Source organism: Mesorhizobium sp. M1A.F.Ca.IN.022.06.1.1, from assembly GCF_003952605.1.
Lineage (GTDB): Bacteria > Pseudomonadota > Alphaproteobacteria > Rhizobiales > Rhizobiaceae > Mesorhizobium.
In genome coordinates this window covers 3342174-3358358 of sequence record NZ_CP034455.1, presented here as the reverse complement: position 1 = coordinate 3358358, position 16185 = coordinate 3342174, and the positions used below count along the sequence as shown (strand labels likewise).

The 16185-nt window shown below is 65.3% G+C and carries 19 protein-coding genes; 10 read left to right on the top strand and 9 right to left on the bottom strand.

Features of this window, described 5'->3' with window-relative positions; translation table 11 throughout:
- Positions 1-104 precede the first annotated feature (104 nt).
- The gene (locus EJ078_RS16035) at positions 105-1343 is read left to right on the top strand and encodes an MFS transporter (RefSeq protein WP_095826258.1); all 1239 of its coding nucleotides are present in this window, start codon (positions 105-107) and stop codon (positions 1341-1343) included.
- A 70-nt stretch (positions 1344-1413) separates the two neighbouring features.
- Here the strand turns inward: EJ078_RS16035 and EJ078_RS16030 are convergent, their stop codons facing one another.
- The 6 genes from EJ078_RS16030 to hemC form a co-directional block, all read right to left on the bottom strand.
- On the bottom strand, positions 1414-2130 hold the full coding sequence (locus tag EJ078_RS16030; RefSeq protein WP_095826259.1) for a glutamine amidotransferase: 717 nt from the start codon (positions 2128-2130) through the stop codon (positions 1414-1416).
- Positions 2131-2148: 18 nt separating this feature from the next.
- Positions 2149-2628 (bottom strand): TerB family tellurite resistance protein, encoded by a 480-nt coding sequence (locus EJ078_RS16025; RefSeq protein WP_066998287.1) that lies wholly within the window; start codon positions 2626-2628, stop codon positions 2149-2151.
- Between the two features lie 32 nt (positions 2629-2660).
- Positions 2661-4232, bottom strand: coding sequence for a heme biosynthesis protein HemY (locus EJ078_RS16020; RefSeq protein WP_095826260.1), 1572 nt, complete (start codon positions 4230-4232; stop codon positions 2661-2663).
- Positions 4233-4242: 10 nt separating this feature from the next.
- Complete coding sequence (locus tag EJ078_RS16015; RefSeq protein ID WP_127216351.1) at positions 4243-5715, bottom strand: mitofilin family membrane protein; 1473 nt, start codon at positions 5713-5715, stop codon at positions 4243-4245.
- 105 nt (positions 5716-5820) lie between these two features.
- Positions 5821-6534 carry a uroporphyrinogen-III synthase gene (locus tag EJ078_RS16010; protein WP_127216350.1) on the bottom strand — a complete coding sequence of 238 codons (714 nt, stop codon included), beginning with the start codon at positions 6532-6534 and terminating at the stop codon, positions 5821-5823.
- Position 6535: 1 nt separating this feature from the next.
- Positions 6536-7462, bottom strand: a complete 927-nt coding sequence (gene hemC / locus EJ078_RS16005) for a hydroxymethylbilane synthase (protein ID WP_127216349.1) — start codon at positions 7460-7462, stop codon at positions 6536-6538.
- Positions 7463-7691: 229 nt separating this feature from the next.
- On the opposite strand from hemC, the gene tsaD reads away from it, so the two are divergent.
- The 6 genes from tsaD (at position 7692) to EJ078_RS15975 (ending at position 11786) form a co-directional block, all read left to right on the top strand.
- Positions 7692-8777: a tRNA (adenosine(37)-N6)-threonylcarbamoyltransferase complex transferase subunit TsaD gene (gene tsaD, locus EJ078_RS16000; RefSeq protein WP_189413731.1), complete on the top strand. Its 1086-nt coding sequence runs from the start codon at positions 7692-7694 to the stop codon at positions 8775-8777.
- Positions 8774-9799 carry an NAD(P)H-dependent glycerol-3-phosphate dehydrogenase gene (locus EJ078_RS15995; protein WP_127216598.1) on the top strand — a complete coding sequence of 342 codons (1026 nt, stop codon included), beginning with the start codon at positions 8774-8776 and terminating at the stop codon, positions 9797-9799. Before tsaD ends, EJ078_RS15995 begins: the two co-directional genes overlap by 4 nt.
- 17 nt (positions 9800-9816) lie before the next feature.
- Positions 9817-10113 carry a YciI-like protein gene (locus EJ078_RS15990; RefSeq protein WP_066998315.1) on the top strand — a complete coding sequence of 99 codons (297 nt, stop codon included), beginning with the start codon at positions 9817-9819 and terminating at the stop codon, positions 10111-10113.
- Between the two features lie 102 nt (positions 10114-10215).
- Positions 10216-10641, top strand: a complete 426-nt coding sequence (locus tag EJ078_RS15985; protein ID WP_095826266.1) for an EVE domain-containing protein — start codon at positions 10216-10218, stop codon at positions 10639-10641.
- Positions 10638-11309, top strand: a complete 672-nt coding sequence (locus EJ078_RS15980; protein ID WP_127216599.1) for a methyltransferase — start codon at positions 10638-10640, stop codon at positions 11307-11309. Before EJ078_RS15985 ends, EJ078_RS15980 begins: the two co-directional genes overlap by 4 nt.
- A 51-nt stretch (positions 11310-11360) precedes the next feature.
- Entirely contained in the window at positions 11361-11786 is a 426-nt protein-coding gene (locus tag EJ078_RS15975) for a DUF1761 domain-containing protein (protein WP_127216600.1), read from the top strand.
- A gap of 76 nt (positions 11787-11862) precedes the next feature.
- On the opposite strand, the gene gcvA is transcribed toward EJ078_RS15975, so the two are convergent.
- Positions 11863-12789 carry a transcriptional regulator GcvA gene (gene gcvA, locus EJ078_RS15970; RefSeq protein ID WP_208720735.1) on the bottom strand — a complete coding sequence of 309 codons (927 nt, stop codon included), beginning with the start codon at positions 12787-12789 and terminating at the stop codon, positions 11863-11865.
- A 131-nt stretch (positions 12790-12920) separates the two neighbouring features.
- Here gcvA and EJ078_RS15965 point away from each other — a divergent pair, with 131 nt between their 5' ends.
- The gene (locus EJ078_RS15965) at positions 12921-13178 is read left to right on the top strand and encodes a DUF1127 domain-containing protein (protein WP_127216602.1); all 258 of its coding nucleotides are present in this window, start codon (positions 12921-12923) and stop codon (positions 13176-13178) included.
- Positions 13179-13255: 77 nt separating this feature from the next.
- Here the strand turns inward: EJ078_RS15965 and EJ078_RS15960 are convergent, their stop codons facing one another.
- Positions 13256-13852: a L,D-transpeptidase gene (locus EJ078_RS15960; RefSeq protein ID WP_127216603.1), complete on the bottom strand. Its 597-nt coding sequence runs from the start codon at positions 13850-13852 to the stop codon at positions 13256-13258.
- A gap of 83 nt (positions 13853-13935) precedes the next feature.
- Here EJ078_RS15960 and EJ078_RS15955 point away from each other — a divergent pair, with 83 nt between their 5' ends.
- Complete coding sequence (locus EJ078_RS15955) at positions 13936-14619, top strand: response regulator transcription factor (protein WP_066998380.1); 684 nt, start codon at positions 13936-13938, stop codon at positions 14617-14619.
- A 246-nt stretch (positions 14620-14865) separates the two neighbouring features.
- Positions 14866-15324 (top strand): cyclic nucleotide-binding domain-containing protein, encoded by a 459-nt coding sequence (locus tag EJ078_RS15950; RefSeq protein ID WP_067322970.1) that lies wholly within the window; start codon positions 14866-14868, stop codon positions 15322-15324.
- A 33-nt stretch (positions 15325-15357) separates the two neighbouring features.
- Here EJ078_RS15950 and EJ078_RS15945 read toward each other — a convergent pair whose 3' ends face one another.
- On the bottom strand, positions 15358-16158 hold the full coding sequence (locus EJ078_RS15945; protein ID WP_127847131.1) for an exodeoxyribonuclease III: 801 nt from the start codon (positions 16156-16158) through the stop codon (positions 15358-15360).
- Between the last annotated feature and the right edge of the window lie 27 nt (positions 16159-16185).

Genomic DNA, 16185 nt, shown 5'->3' with positions numbered 1-16185 from the left:
TTTTGCGCGCGCGACGAAGCGAACTGGGCTAAGGGTCTCCGACCGGACCAGCGCCCACCGTGGAAGTGCCCCGCCGGCCGATGTCACAACGGGGCCCTCGAATCATGACCGCCGAAGCAACTTCACCTGAACAGCGCTACGCCGCCTTCCGGCACCGGCCGTATCTCAGCTACTGGACGGCGCGCTTCCTCACCACTTTCGCCACCCAGATCGTCTCCGTCGCCGTCGGCTGGCAGATCTACGACCTGACGCGCAATCCCTTGGACCTCGGCATCGTCGGCATCGTCCAGTTCCTGCCGTCGCTGCTCCTGGTGCTTGTCACCGGCGTCGTCGCCGACCGCTTCGGCCGCCGCCTGATCATGACATTGGCGTCGTTCGTCGAGGCCGGCTGTGCGCTCACTCTGTTGTTGCTGACGCTGCGCGGTCTTGGCGGCCCGCTGCCGATCTTCGTCGTGCTCGCCATGTTCGGCATCGCCCGCGCCTTCTACGGGCCGGCCTCGTCCTCGCTGGTCGCCAATCTGGTGCCGCCACAGGATTTCGCCAACGCCATTGCCTGGAATTCGTCCGCCTGGCAGACGGCAACTATCGTCGGCCCGGTCGCCGGCGGCCTGCTCTACGGCCTTTCGGCGGAGATCGCCTACGCTACTGCGGCGATCCTGATGCTTGTCGCCGCGCTGCTCGTCTTCACCATCCCCAAGCCCGCGCAGCAGACGGCTACCGACAAGCCGACGATGCAGACCCTGTTTGCCGGCTTTCGTTACATCTGGGGCGAGAAGATCGTGCTCGGCGCGATCTCGCTCGACCTGTTCGCGGTGCTGCTCTCCGGCGCCTCGGCGCTGCTGCCGGTCTATGCCCGCGACATTCTGGAGCTTGGGCCCTGGGGCCTCGGCCTGCTGCGCTCGGCGCCTGGGATCGGCGCCATCGCCGTGGCGGTCTGGCTCGCCGGCCATCCGATCCGCGACCATGCCGGCAAGATCATGCTCGGTTTCGTCGCCTTGTTCGGCGCCTTCACCGTCCTGTTCGGCGTCTCGACCATCACCTGGCTGTCGATCGTGGCGCTCGCCATGCTCGGAGCCACCGACATGTTCAGCGTCTATATCCGCGAGACGCTGATCCAGCTCTGGACGCCGGACGAGGTGCGCGGCCGCGTCAACGCCGTCAACCAGGTCTTCGTCGGCGCTTCCAATGAAGTCGGCGAGTTCCGCGCCGGCACCATGGCGGCGCTGATCGGAACTGTGCCGGCGGTGGTGATCGGCGGCATCGGCGCCATCGCGGTTGCCGGGATCTGGGCTTGGTTGTTCCCTGCGCTGCGGCAGGTGCGGCATTTGAATAGCAGGAACTAATTGCCGGCGCAGCAACTTGACGGCCGGACTAGAAGAGTGCAGCGGCTTCCCTCTGCAATTGCGGCAAAATCTATCCGACGGCCGGCTTGCCGAAGATCAGGCTCAAAAATTCGCCGAGCCAGCGCTTGAGGTGCATGTCCCAGATCAGCCGGCCGCCGAGATGATCGCGGCCGGGCTGCGCGCCGGGCAGCTCGAAGCGATGCGCGCCTCGCACCACCCAGCGCTGCATCATCACCCTGGTCAGCTCGCCATGAAACTGAATGCCCCAGGCATTCTCGCCATAACGAAAAGCCTGGTTGGGATAGGTTTCGGCCGTGGCGAGCAGCGTCGCGTCCTTCGGCAGGGAAAAGCCCTCGCGGTGGAATTGGTAGACCATCTCCGGCCAGTGCAGCAGTTTCTTGCCGGCGTCGGTCGCCTTCAGCGGATACCAGCCGATCTCGACCAGTCCTTCGCCATGACCCTCGACCCTGCCGCCAAGATACCTGGCGAGCATTTGCGCGCCGAGGCAGATCCCAAGAAAAGGCCGGTTTTCCTTGAGCGGGATTTCGAGCCACTCGGTCTCACGCCGGACGAACTCGTCCTGGTCGTTGGCGCTCATCGGCCCGCCGAAGATCACCGCCCCGGCGTGGCCGTCCAAAGTGCAGGGAAGCTCTTCGCCAAGCGGCGGCCGGCGAATGTCGAGATCGAAACCTTCTTCCAGAAGCATATGGCCGACGCGGCCGGGGCTCGAAGTCTCCTGATGCAGCACGATCAGGATTTTTGGTCTCGGCCTGGGTCTGGGTGGCATGGAAGAAGAAAGGTCCAGCTATTCGTCGCTCGATGTGCCCCGAGCGCCCGGGGCTTCGGCCGCCGCCTTGCGGCGCGCCTCGATGCGGTCGTGGCGCTCGACACCGATCAGTTCGGCGACGCGCCAGACGGTGTTGTCCTCGAGCTCGTGCAGCTCGCCGTCGGCGTAGACGATCTCCCACATCAGGCCGATGAAGGCCTTGCGCGCCTCGGCATCCAGATGGCGCTTGAGCACGCTGGTGAAGGCATAGAGGTCGATCGCCTCGTTATCGGCACGCTCGCCGGCGGCGGCCAGCGCGTCGAGCTCGTCGCCGCTGATCGAATAGGTCTCGGCCAGGATCTCCTTGAAGCGCTCCCACTCGATATCCTGGCGCACGCCGTCGGCGTTCATCACGTGATAGAGCAGCGCCGAGGCCGCGACGCGCGGATCGTCCGCGCTTGGCTTGCTCGCGCCCGCAGCAGGCAAATCCCTCAGGAAGGACAATACGCGTTCGAACATCGATGCTTTTTCCCTGTCCGCCAAGCCGAGCCTCAAAACAAACGAAACCGGCGCGGCGATTTTTCCGCCTCGTCTTCCGGCGTCACGCCGGGATCATCCGGCAAGCGCGGCAACTCCGGCGCCTGCTCGACCACCGTGTCATCGGCGGCGGCGACCGCGGTTTCCCTCTCGATGCCGTTCGGCGCCTCGGCGGCCGCCTTCTCGGCCGAACTATCGGGCTCAAGGTCGATCGCTCTCTCGTCAGCCGGCAAAGCGGGCGCCGATGCAGCGATCGCGGGAATTTCCTCCTCAACCTCGCTGTCGATTAGTTGCCCGAGCCGCTCCATCGGCGCGCGCCAAGTGAACGCGTCGAGCTTGCCGGTGATCGGCGATACCGGCGCCCAGCGCTCCGAGACGACACCGTCCGCCACCCAGGCCGGATCGCGCGGCGCGCGCACAGCCTTGGACAGCAGCTGCCGCACCTTGCCCTGGTCGCCGCTTTCGGCCTCCTCGATGTCGGCCAGCAACAGATAGGCGCCTTCGCGGCGATCAATGCGGATGGCGGATTCCGCCTCGCGCCTGGCGGTGGCGAAATCCTGCGCGTCGAGCGCGGCGCGCGCCACCGCCATCGACGATTCGGCATGGTTCTTCTTCAATTCCTGCAGCTTTTTCGCCCGATTGAGGCGATCGAGCACGGCATCGCCCGGCCTCGCATGGATGTAGAGCTCGGCGATGTCCGGATGCGGTTCGGCCCGCCAAGCGGTCTCCAGGATCTTGGAACCCTTGCGCACATCGTTGTGCTTGATCAGCAGGTTGGCCGCGATCACCGCGGCCGGCGCGAAATCGGGCGCCAGCTTGTTGGCTTCGAGCGCCGCGGTCCGGGCAGCGTTCGGATCGCTGTCGACCAGCGCCTGCGCCTTGGCAGTGAGCAGCACGGCGCGGCGGCGGTTGGCGGCATCGCGTTCGATTTGCCTTGTCGATTTCTGCGCCTCGACCAGCTTCAACGCGCCGTCCCAGTCGCCGCGCTCGGTCAGCTCTTCAAGCGTCGATTCCGCCGCCCAGGCAAGCTGCGGTGCCACAGCTGCGGCACGACCGGCATAGTGGCGCGCGGCGTTGCGGTCGCCCAGTCGCTCAGCTTCGAGATAGAGCCCGCGCAGGCCGAGCAGTCGCATCTCCGGATCATCGAGCATGCGCTCGAACTTTTCCCGCGCGCCGTCATGGTCGCCTTCGAGCAGCGAGGCCTGCGCATCGAGCAGGTTGATCAGCGGCTCCTGGTCGGAACTGATCAACTTGGCCGCCTCCTTGGTCTTCTTACGCGCCAGCGCGCCGTCGCCGGCGCCGGCCGCGATCATCCCCGTCGACAGCGCCTGGTAGCCGCGATCGCGGCGGCGGACCCGGAAATAGCGCGAGATCGCGTAGGGGCTGTTCCACAGCGACTTGATCAGCCACCAGACGATCATCACCGCTGCGACCACGGCGACGATCGCCACCGCCGCCACCATCAGCGTGACCTGGTACTGGTAACCGTTGAAGGTGACGATCATCTCGCCCGGCCGGTCGGCCAGCCAGGCAAAGCCGAGCCCCAGCGCGAACACGACGGCGAGGAAGGCGAGGATGCGGATCATCTGACGTTCCTCATGCCTTGGTCGCGCCGGCAATCAGCGCTTCGATCTGCTTTTCGACCTCGAGCCGCGCCTTCAGTTTGCCGGCGAAATCGGCGCCGGCCGCCTTCGACGCATCGGGCAGGGTATCGTATTCGGCGAGAGCCTTGGCATAGTCGCCCTGGCTGACTGCCACTTCAATGCGCGCGACCGTTTCCGGCACGCCCTTGCCTTCGACGGCGCCGACCGGCCGCACCTGCACCAGCGATTTCGCGCTCGACACCAGGCTTTGGAAGAAGCCGGCATTCTGGTCGACCGGCGTTGCCGCTTCGACCATGGCGTTGGCGGCGGCGTCGGCCTCGGAAGCGATGGTGGCTCGCGTGGGCACGCCTTTTTCCGCATAGCCGCGCAGAACGCCAAGCTCCGGCGCGTTGGGCGCAATCGCGGCGAACGTGTCGAGCTCGGTCGTGAACGGCGCGCCGCGATCGAGCGCCGCCTTCAGCGCCGAAGCGGCAATCGCCAGCGCGATCTTCGGCTGCGAGGCCTGCGCCTCGACCTTGCCGGAGAGCTGCTGCACCGACTGTTCCAGCGCAGCGATCCGGCTGTCCGCCGCCTTCGCCGCGTCGCCCGCCGATTTCACAAGCGCGTCGAGCCCGGCGAGCTTCTCGTTGAGCGGGGCGAGATCGACCGGTGCAGCATTTCCGGCCTTCTGCAGGTCGGCGACCGACGTCTCGATCTGGCCGACCTTGTCGGTGAGCGCCTTGAGCGCGGCGCCGTCGTCGCCCTGGCCGGGCGAGGATTTCAGCGCCGCGAGGTCCGACTTCACCTGGTCGAGCGCCGAAGACAGGCCGTCTACCTTGGCCGAAGCGCCGGTATCGGCCGCCTCCTTAAGTGCCGCGATTTGGCTTCTCAGCGAAGCGATCTCGCCGGTGACGCCGTCGGGCGAGGGCCCGCCGACCGAAGTCGGAGAACCGAGCAGCCCTACCGCTTGCAGAAGACCGGCGCCGGCAAGCGCGACAACGCCGCCGATCACGCCGGCAGCAATCATGTTGACGCCTGAGCGCCTGGCGGCCGGGAAGTCGCGATCGTCGCTTCGGGTTTCGCTCGGCTTCGACGCCGAGGCGGCAGAACTGGTCTTGGGTGCCGACGCATCCTCGAAACTGTAGCCGAAGCTTTTTGGTTCGCTCTTCGGAGCCTCATCCGTGCCCGGATAGGATGCTTGCGCCCCATCCTTGTTGGTTCCAGCCTGGTCAGCTCCGCCCTGCGCCGCGTCGGTGTGTTCCCACGGCTCGATGTCGGCCTGTTCGGCATGGATCGGCTCTTCGGGAGCTTCCGGCTGCGAAGCAGCAGCCCCTTCCTCTGCCTTCGCCTCGTCGGTTCGTTCCGTGTTGGTATCGGTATTGGCGGCATCCTCGTCGGTGATTCGCGAGACGGCGCCGGGTTCGAGTTCGATGGTCACCGGCTCGCGGCGGCTCTTCGAATGTCGCACCTTAGGCGTCTTGACCATGCTTGGGCTCCGCAAATTGGCTTGAGGATGGTTCGAAGGGTCTAGAGCTCAAGGATGCTCTACCACATCACCAAGCGGTGAAAAGGGGCGGTGTGATGACGCGGCTCAGCTCGGTAGCGACAAAAGCTGGAACAGCGCGTCCTCGTCGGGTTTAGAGGCAATGCGAACCTTTTGCCCGCCAACCCCGTCCAATTCTTTGGCGATTCTTACGGACAGGGCCAAAAACTCCGCCCGTTCAAAGAGATGCCGCAGTGCTGGGCGCATGGCCAGGCCAATCATCACGGGTGCCGCCTTGGCCGAATAGAGCAGCACTGCCTCGACCGGCGTGCCCGACAATCGGGCAACGACGGCATCGTCGCCATAATCGAATTCGATGGTGTCGTAGGTCTCGACAGGCCGGACACGCACCCGGGCTGCCGCCAGCCGTTCTTCGAACACCGGAAAGCGCACCCGGCCACAAAGATAAACCATCTCCTTGCCCGTAAGTTCGGCGGTTATCTGGCCGGCCAGTGCTTCGGCATCGCCTGGGCCTTCAAAGACGGACGTAAATCCAGCCGCACGGCAGGCTTCCGCCGTCCTTGTCCCGACCGCATGGCAAGGCAGGGCGGCAAGCGCGGCGACCAGTTCCTTGGGCGCATAGCGCACCGCATTGGCGCTGGTGACGGCAACCGCGGCAGCAGCGGGCAAGACGCTTGCCTCGACCGGCAACGCCACTGTTTCCGTCAGTGGCAGCAGGACGGGCTGGAACCCCTGGGCCTGAAGCCGCCGGGCCGTGCGGGAGGCGCCCGGTTCCGGCCTCGTCACCAGGACGCGGACCATGTCAGGCCCAGCCGTCGAAGAATTTTGCGCCGGCCTTGGCGCGAACGGCCCGCGCGGCTTCCGCGCCGATATTCGCCGCGTCCCGGGCCGGGCCGTTCAATCTGACCTCATGCGACTCGGTGCCGTCGGGCGAGATGATCAGCCCGGCGAAAGACAGGTTTTCGTCCGAGACGGTCGCATGGCCGGCGATCGGCGTGCGGCAGGAGCCGTCGAGCGCAGCAAGAAAGGCGCGCTCACAGGCCAGCGCCTGGCCGGTCGGCATGTCGTGAATAGCCGCCAGCATATTTTCGACCACGCCGTCGCCGATGCGGCTTTCGATGCCGATCGCCCCCTGCCCCGGCGCCGGCGGAAAGACATCCAGCGGCATCAGATCGGTGATCACGCTCTCGAGCCCGAGCCGCTTCAGCCCGGCATAGGCGAGGATGGTGCCTTCGGCCACGCCCTCATCCAGCTTGCGCAGTCTGGTCTGCACATTGCCGCGGAACATCACCACATTGAGGTCCGGCCGCATCCTGCGGAGCAGCGCCTGGCGCCGGAGCGACGACGAGCCGATCGTGGCGCCATGCGGCAGATCGGCGATCCGCTTCGCGGTCTTGCCGATGAAGGCGTCGCGCGCGTCCTCGCGCGGCAGGAAGACGGAAAGCTCCAGCCCGTTGGGCAGCACCGTCGGCATGTCCTTCGAGGAATGCACGGCGATATCGATGCGGCGATCGAGCAGCGCTTCCTCGATCTCCTTGGTGAACAGGCCTTTGCCGCCCGCTTCCGACAACGGCCGGTCCTGAATGCGGTCGCCGCTGGTCGAGATCGGCACAATTTCGAAGGCCTGCTCGGGCAGGCCATGCGCCTGCATGAGCCGCGCCCGCGTTTCATGCGCCTGGGCGAGCGCCAGCGGGCTGCCGCGTGTTCCGATTTTCAAGGTTGTTTGCATGGCGCGCGGTCCGTGATAACCCCCGAGGCGATTCCGAGGTCTGCCGAGATTCAGGTCAGGCCGAGCCGAAAATGGCGGATTTCGAGAACCGGAGCGGAGCGTACTTTTGGGTACGTGAGCGCCGGAAGCGCAGAAAACCGCCATTCGCAGGCCGGCACCACCTGACTATCGACAGACCTCCTATATAGGAAAGGTCGGAGACACAATCTTCGAGGACAGCGACGAATTGATCCGCGTTCTGGGCATTGAGACAAGCTGCGATGAGACGGCCGCCAGCCTGGTGGCGCTGGACGGCGACTCCGCGCCCGAAATCCTCTCCAATGTCGTCTTGAGCCAGATCGAGGAGCATGCCGCCTTCGGCGGCGTCGTGCCCGAGATTGCCGCGCGCGCCCATGTCGAGGCGCTGGATGGGATCGTCGAGGCAGCGCTGACCGATTCGGCCGTATCGCTCGATGAGGTCGACGCCGTCGCCGCGACTGCCGGGCCGGGGCTGGTCGGCGGGCTGATCGTTGGTCTGATGACTGCCAAGGCGATTGCCGCCGCTGCGAATAAGCCGCTGATCGCCATCAACCACCTCGAAGGTCACGCGCTGACTGCCCGGCTGACCGAGGGGCTCGACTTTCCCTATCTGCTCTTGCTGGTCTCCGGCGGCCACACCCAGATCGTCGCTGTACGCGGCGTCGGCGACTACCAGCGCTGGGCAACGACCATCGACGATGCGCTGGGCGAAGCCTTCGACAAGACGGCCAAGATGCTTGGCCTCCCCTATCCGGGCGGGCCGAATGTCGAAAAGGCCGCGGCCGGCGGCGATGCGAGCCGCTTTGCCTTCCCGCGTCCGATGAAAGGCTCGGCGCAGCCGGATTTCTCCTTCTCCGGCCTGAAGACGGCTGTGCGCCAGGCGGCAACGGCAATCGCGCCGCTCAGCGACCAGGACGTCGCCGACATCTGCGCCTCCTTCCAGGCGGCGGTGGCCGATGCGCTGGGCGACCGTGTCGCGCGGGCGCTCGCCCGTTTCCGCAAGGAATTTCCCGACACGGCAAAGCCGGCGCTGGTCGTCGCCGGCGGCGTCGCCGCCAACCGCGCGATCAAGGCGACGTTGGAGGCGCGCTGTTCCAAGGCCGGCTTCGCATTCGTCGCGCCGCCGCAAAAGCTTTGCACCGACAATGCCGCGATGATCGCCTGGGCGGGCATCGAGCGGCTGCGCGCCGGGATGGTCGACGCGAGCGCCGCCGACTTCGTGCCGCGCTCGCGCTGGCCGCTGGACAGTGTTTCCGCTCCCTTGGTCGGCTCGGGCCGTCGCGGGGCAAAGGCATGACTGACGCGGTCACGAACGGCGCACAGGCCAAGGCGCCCAGCGGCTGGCGCGTAGCGGTGCTTGGCGGCGGCGCCTGGGGCACGGCGCTGGCGCTCGCCATGCTGCGCGCCGGCCATTTTGTCCGCCTCTATGCCCGCGATCCCGACACCGTCGCAGCGATCGACCGTGGCGAAAACCCGCACTATCTGCCCGGCATCGCGATCGAGCCCGGCATCGTCGCCACCAGCGATATCGCTGCTGCGCTCGACGGTGCGAATTGCGTGCTGGCGGTAACGCCGGCGCAATCGCTGCGCGCGGTTCTGGCCGCTGCCGCCGGCCATGTGCCATCCGGCGTGCCGCTGGTCCTCTGCGCCAAGGGGATCGAGCGAGACACCGGGGCGCTGCTGTCCTCGATCGTCGAGGAAAACCTGCCCGACAACCCGGTCGCGGCACTTTCCGGCCCGAGCTTCGCCAGCGATGTCGCGCGCGGCCTGCCGACGGCCGTGGTGGTGGCCGGCCGCGACGGAGAACTGGCGGCCGATCTCGCCGCCCGCTTCTCGGCCGAGAACCTGCGCTGCTATTCCAGCGACGATCTCATCGGCGTCGAGATCGGCGGCGCGCTGAAGAACGTCTTCGCCATTGCTGCCGGCGCCGTCACCGGAGCCAAGCTTGGCGCCAGCGCCCAGGCCGCCATGGTGACGCGCGGCTTCGTCGAGCTGCGCCGCATCGGCGCCGCCTTCGGCGCCAGGCCGGAGACGCTAATGGGGCTCTCCGGCCTCGGCGACCTGCTGCTCACCTGTTCCTCGGCGCAGTCGCGCAACTTCGCCTACGGCCTGGCGCTCGGCCAAGGCAAGGAGCTCACCGGCCTGCCGCTCGCCGAAGGTGTGCCGACGGCGGGCATTGCTGCCCGCATCGCCGCCGAGCGCGGCATCGAGGCGCCGATCATTGCCGCGGTCGCCGCCATTCTCGATGGCAAGGTGACCATCGGCCAGGCTGTGACGGCGCTGATGACGCGGCCGCTCAAAACCGAAACCGACATCTGAAGCCTCGGAGTTGAAACATGCTGTTTGCGTTGATTTGCAAGGACAAGCCCGGCAGCTTGCAGCTGCGCGCCGACACAAGGCCGGCGCATGCGGCGTTCCTGGAAGGCCTGATCAGCGAAGGAAGACTTGCCTTTGCAGGTCCCTTCCTCGACGCTGCCGGCAAGCCTGACGGAAGCCTGGTGATGATCGAGGCGCCCGACATGGCCGGCGCGCAAGCCCTGGCGGCCGCCGACCCCTATGCCAAGGCCGGCCTGTTCGAAAGCGTCGAAATCCGTCCATGGAACTGGGTCTTCCAGAAGCCCGCCGCCGCGTGACCGGTCGCGGCGCTCCCTCTCCCCGCGAGAACGGGGAAAGGATAAGGAAGAGCGCCAACGCTTCAATCGGGGCGAACCGACAATGGCAAGGGGACAACTGAGATGAACTACTGGCTGTTCAAGTCCGAACCTTCGGTCTTTTCCTTCGAGGCGCTGAAGGCGAAGGGCAAGGCCGGCACGCAGTGGGACGGCGTGCGCAACTACGCCGCGCGCAACAACATGAAAGCCATGCAGATCGGCGATCTCGGCTTTTTCTACCATTCCAATGAAGGCCTCGACATCGTCGGCATCGCCGAGGTTTGCGCGCTTGCCCACCCCGACTCCACCACCGACGATCCACGCTGGGAATGCGTCGACATCCGCGCCTGCAAGGACGTGCCGAAGCCGGTGACGCTGGAACAGGTCAAGGCCAATCCGAAGCTGGCCGACATGGCGCTGGTGCGGCTTGGCCGGCTTTCCGTGCAGCCGGTGACGCCGGCAGAGTGGAAAGAAGTCTGCCGCATGGCCGGCCTCGACCCGGCACCGTGACCAGACTCACTCCCAAAAACGCAAGGACATTCATCCTCGACAATACGGCGCTGATGGCGCCGCCGCACGTGCCGGAAGTGCTGCTGCACCTGGCTGACGAGGCGCACGACCTCTGGCTGCGCACCGAGGAGGAGCTGGCCGAGATCGGCCTGCCGCCGCCCTTCTGGGCTTTCGCCTGGGCCGGCGGCCAGGGCCTTGCCCGCTATGTGCTCGACCATCCGGCGACGTTGCAGGGCAAACGCGTGCTCGACTTCGCTTCCGGCTCCGGCATGGTCGCCATCGCTGCCTTGAAGGCCGGCGCGGCTGAACTGACCGCGGCCGATATCGATCCCTTTTGCGCGACGGTTATCGCCCTCAACCTGGAAGCCAATGGCGTGAAGGCCGATTTCCTGGATGCGGACTCCATCGGCACGGATGACGGCTGGGACGTCGTCTTGGCCGGCGATGTCTTCTACGACAAGCCTTTGGCGGAGAGGTTGACGCCGTGGTTCACGAGCCTCAAGGCGCGCGGCGCCGACATCCTCGTCGGCGATCCCGGGCGCGCCTATCTGCCGAAGACCGGACTGCAATCGCTCGCCGTCTACCAGGTACCGGTGACGCGCGTGCTGGAGGATGCCGAGGTCAAGCGCACGACCGTGTGGCGATGGGTTTCCGCCGCTTCGGCTTGACGCAGCCGGCGAACAGGGATTCCATCGCTCATCTTTCGGGAAGGGGATTCTATGGATTTCTCAACGGTGAACTGGCTGGCGGTGATCGCCGCGGCCGTCATGGCGTGGCTATTCGGTGCCGCCTGGTACATGGGCCTGAGCAGGCCCTGGCTGAAGGCGGCAAAGCTCGATCCGGCGACGATGAAGCGCTCGGCCGTTCCGTTCATCGTCAGCTTCGTCGCCGAGCTCGTCATGGCGCTGGTCATGACGCTGGTGGTCGGCGCGATGACCGGCGGCGAGCCCAACCCACTCGCCGGCGTGATCTTCGGCTTTGTGCTCTGGTTTGGCTTCGTCGCCACCACGCTGTCGGTCAACCACCGCTATCAGGGCTTTGGCTGGGACCTCACGCTGATCGATGCCGGCCATTGGCTCGGCGTGCTGCTCATCATCGGCGCCGTGATCGGTTGGTTCGGCGCGCCGGCCGCGCCGGCAGGCTAGGGCACTTCCAGGAAAAGTGTGAAACGGTTCCGTCGGAATTGCGCCAAACAGAGAGAGAGCGCGGTCCGAAGCGTCGCTAACCCGCGTCTGCGTCTTTCGTGACTTCGTCGAGAAGCCATTCGCGGAAGGCGACGATGCGCGCGTCGTCCTTCATCGCTTCCGGATAAACCAGGAAATAGGCGAACTCCGGCGCGACCTTGATGCCGAGTTCGAAGGGCCGGATCAGCCGCCCTTGCGAAAGGTCGTTGGCCACCATGGCGAAGTCGGCAAGCGCCACCGCATTGCCGTCGAGCGCCGCCTGCGCGGCATCGGTCGAGGACGCGAAGACAAGGGTGCGGCTGTCGTCGAAATCTTCGACCCCTGCCGCGTGCATCCACATGCTCCAGTTCGGCCAAGTGACGCCCCGCCGAGACCATTCGATATGCGCCAGCGTATGGTGGAAGAGATCGCGCGGCTCCTTCAGCGGCGGGCCTGAGGCGAGCAGCGCCGGGCTGCAGACGGGGATGATGATGTTCTCGAACAGCCGGTGCGCGCAGAGCCCGGGATATTTACCGGTACCGAAACGAATGCCGATATCGACATCGTCCCGCTCGAAATCCCTGACTTCATAGGTAATGTCGAAGCGCAACTCGACGCCCGGCTTTTGCCGGCGGAAACCGTCGACGCGCCGCATCAGCCACTTGGTTGCGAACTGCGCGTCGAGCGTCACTTTCAGCAGCGCCGTGCCTCTCGCCATCTTGCGCGCGCGGGTAACGGCGCGGCAAAGCAGGTCGAGCGCATCGACCGAGGCTTCGAACAGAACGTTTCCCGCTTCGGTCAGCCGCATGGTGCGGCTGGTGCGCGTGAACAGCACGAGGTCGAGCTGATCCTCTATTTCCTTGATCTGGTGGCTGACCGCCGCCGGCGTCAAGCCAAGCTCGTCCGCGGCACGGGTAAAATTGAGGTGCCTCGCCGCTGCCTCGAACGTCCTCAACGCACGCGTTCCGGGCAGCAAGCGGGCCATCCCTATCTCCAAAAAAAACTTGATAATCGGACAAGAACTACTCGTTTCCCGTTTGTTTTTCAATCCGGCAAGATGGCTGCATCGATAAACCATCAAACCGGATTTGATATCCGGAGAACACGGATAGCGCCATGACCGAGATCGTCCTGAAGTCCCACGCCGCTCCGAAATCCAACTCCGGCATCACGCTTTGGCTGCGTTCGGCATTCGAGTGGCTGCGCCAGGCCGGGGTCGCCGCTCGGCTTCCCGACGAATCCGTCGAGGATCTCTCCGACCGTCAGCTGCGCGACATCGGCGTCGAGCGCAGGGACGTCGCAAAGGCGATGAACCGGGAGCTTGGCCGGATCGGATTGCTGGATACCGGCTGGCAGCAGCCTAAGCGGCACTGAGGGAATAGGGGAGTAGGCAGAGAATCTCGCTTCGGTGGACGTGCGTCCTCCGTGACATATCCTACTCCCCTACTCCCCTACCTCACCACCTTCACCACGGTCCGGTCCGACAGCAGCGGCAGCAGCCTCGCCATGGTGCGCGCCGTCACCGCGACGCAGCCTTGCGTCGGCGTGAAGCCGGGACGCGCCAGATGGAAGAAGATCGCGCTGCCGCGTCCGCGCCGGCGCGGCACGATGTTCCAGTCCAGCACCAGGCACACATCGTAGAGCCGGTCGGCGCGCCGCATCCGTTCATGGCTGGCGCCGTAAGGGATCTTCACCGGTCGGTTGTAGTTGCGGTCGTCCGGCACCTCGCACCAGCCAAGATCCGGGCCGATCGGCGCCATCGCCAGCCCCGTCCGGCGGCCGCCGGGAAACTGGTCGTTGCGGAAATAGCCTGACAATATCCGCATCGCAGCCAGTGGCGTCGCGCCGTCGCCCTCGCGCTTGCTGGCGGAAATGCCGCCGCGCCCGAGGGCGCAGCGAAACACCGTTTTGCCAGCTTGCAGCAATCCCTGCGCAGGGTTGCCGGGCTTTGCACGCACAACCAGGACATGCAGCCCTTTCGGCAAAAATTCGCCTGCCGCATTGCGCGCGCGTTTTTTCTTGTATGATTGTCTCACGGAACAAATCACTGTGAACGACTGTTGCGCCGGTGAGCTTCCGCATAAATGGGGGGAGGTCAACTGAATATTCTTTTTAAAACAACGGATTGATCATGACATCACGCACCATTCTGATCGTTGACGACGACGACGACCTGCGAGCCACCCTCGTCGAGCAACTGGCGCTTTACGAGGAATTCGACGTCCAGCAGGAAGCCACTGCCGCAAAAGGCGTCGCCACGGCGCGCGGCGGCCTTGTCGATCTGCTCATCATGGACGTCGGCCTGCCAGACATGGACGGTCGCGAGGCGGTGAAGATCCTGCGCAAGGGCGGCTATAAGGCCCCGATCATCATGCTGACCGGCCACGACACCGATTCCGACACCATTCTGGGGCTCGAGGCCGGCGCCAACGATTACGTCACCAAGCCTTTCCGCTTCGCGGTGCTCTTGGCGCGCATCCGTGCGCAGTTGCGCCAGCACGAGCAGAGCGAGGACGCCACCTTCTCGGTCGGCCCCTACACCTTCAAGCCCAGCCAGAAGCTTTTGATCGATCCGCGCGGCGCCAAGGTGCGGCTGACTGAAAAGGAAGCCTCGATCATCAAATACCTCTATCGCGCCGACCAGAAGGTGGTAACGCGCGACGTGCTCTTGGAAGAAGTGTGGGGTTACAATTCCGGCGTCACCACCCACACGCTGGAAACCCATGTCTACCGGCTGCGCCAGAAGATTGAGCGCGATCCTTCCAATGCCGAAATTCTTGTGACAGAAAGCGGCGGCTACAAGCTGGTTCCTTAAACATTTCATGATCTAGAGCGATTCCAGGAAAAGTGTGAAAGCGGTTTTCCGATCGGAATTGCGTCGAACCAAACAGATAGGCGGTCGGGCGGGACTGCCTCGGGTACGATCCTGATGCTGGAGGGTGATGGATCGGCTCGCTGCACGCATCGCACGATGCGTGATTGAAAGTTGGAGTGCGCGCTCCCGGAAGGAGGCGGCGCTCCAAAGGAGGGACTGGACTGACCGCTCGGGGACACAGCTAGGATGGCGCTGGATGACGACATCCGCATCCTGTCCGCCGTGAAGCTTTTTCAGGGCTTCACGCAGGAACAGTTGCGCCTGCTCGCCTTCGGCGCCGAGACCACTTTTCTGCAGGCCGACCACAAGCTCTACCGCGAGGATGACGTGGCCGACTCGGCCTATATCGTAGTCAGCGGGCGCATAGTCCTCTATCGCGAGCAAGGCACCGGCGAACGCGTCCCGATCGGCACGGCAGGCCCCGGCGCCATGCTCAGCGAACTGGCCCTTATCGCCGACACCAACCGGCTGACCAGCGCCTCGGCCGCGATCGATTCAGAAGTGATCCGCTTGAGCCGAAAGATGTTCCGCCGCATCCTGGAGGAATATCCGGAGCTGGCGGTGCAGCTGCACGAGCGCATCCTGGAGGAATTCCAAGAGATGATCGCCCGCATCGAGGAGCTGGCGCCACGGTTCACGGAATAGAAGCGCCGCAGCGCCTCTGCCGATTGATAGCGCTCAATCCAATTCAAACTTCGCGATGACCGGCACATGGTCCGACGGCTTCTCCCAGCCGCGCGCCGCCTTGACAATCTCGTAACCGGCAAAGCTCGGCACCAGATTGGCGGACGACCAGATATGGTCGAGCCGCCGGCCGCGGTCCGATGCTTGCCAGTCCTTCGCGCGGTAGCTCCACCAGGTGTAGAGCTTTTGCTCGGCCGGCACGTTGAGCCGCATCAGGTCAACCCAGCCGCCGGCCCGCCGCATCGCCTCGAAGTTTTCGGTCTCGACCGGCGTGTGGCTGACGACGTTGAGCAATTGCTTGTGCGACCACACGTCATGCTCCTGCGGCGCGATGTTGAGGTCGCCCACCAGGATCGAGGCATCGTCCTGGCTCGCCGGCACGCTGTTCATCTCAAAGACGAAATCGAGCTTGTGGCGGAATTTCCGGTTGATCTCCGGGTCCGGCTCATCGCCGCCGGCCGGAACGTAGAAATTGTGCAGCAGGATTGACCTGCCGCCGGCCTGGACCCTGACCGAGAGATGCCGGCTGTCGTCGATCTCGCAGAAACGCCGCTTCTCGACCAGCGCGATCGGCCGGCGCGCCACCGTCGCCACGCCGTGATAGCCTTTCTGGCCGTGGAACAGGATGTGCTGGTATCCGGCCTTGCGGAAAGCCTTTTCCGGAAACAGCTCGTCCGGGACCTTGGTTTCCTGCAGGCAGAGCACGTCCGGCGCGTGCTCCTTGAGCAGCCGCTCGACGATCGGCATGCGCAGACGCACCGAGTTGATGTTCCAGGTGGCTATGGTGAAGGGCATTCAGGCAGGTCCGGCAAAAGATCGCCG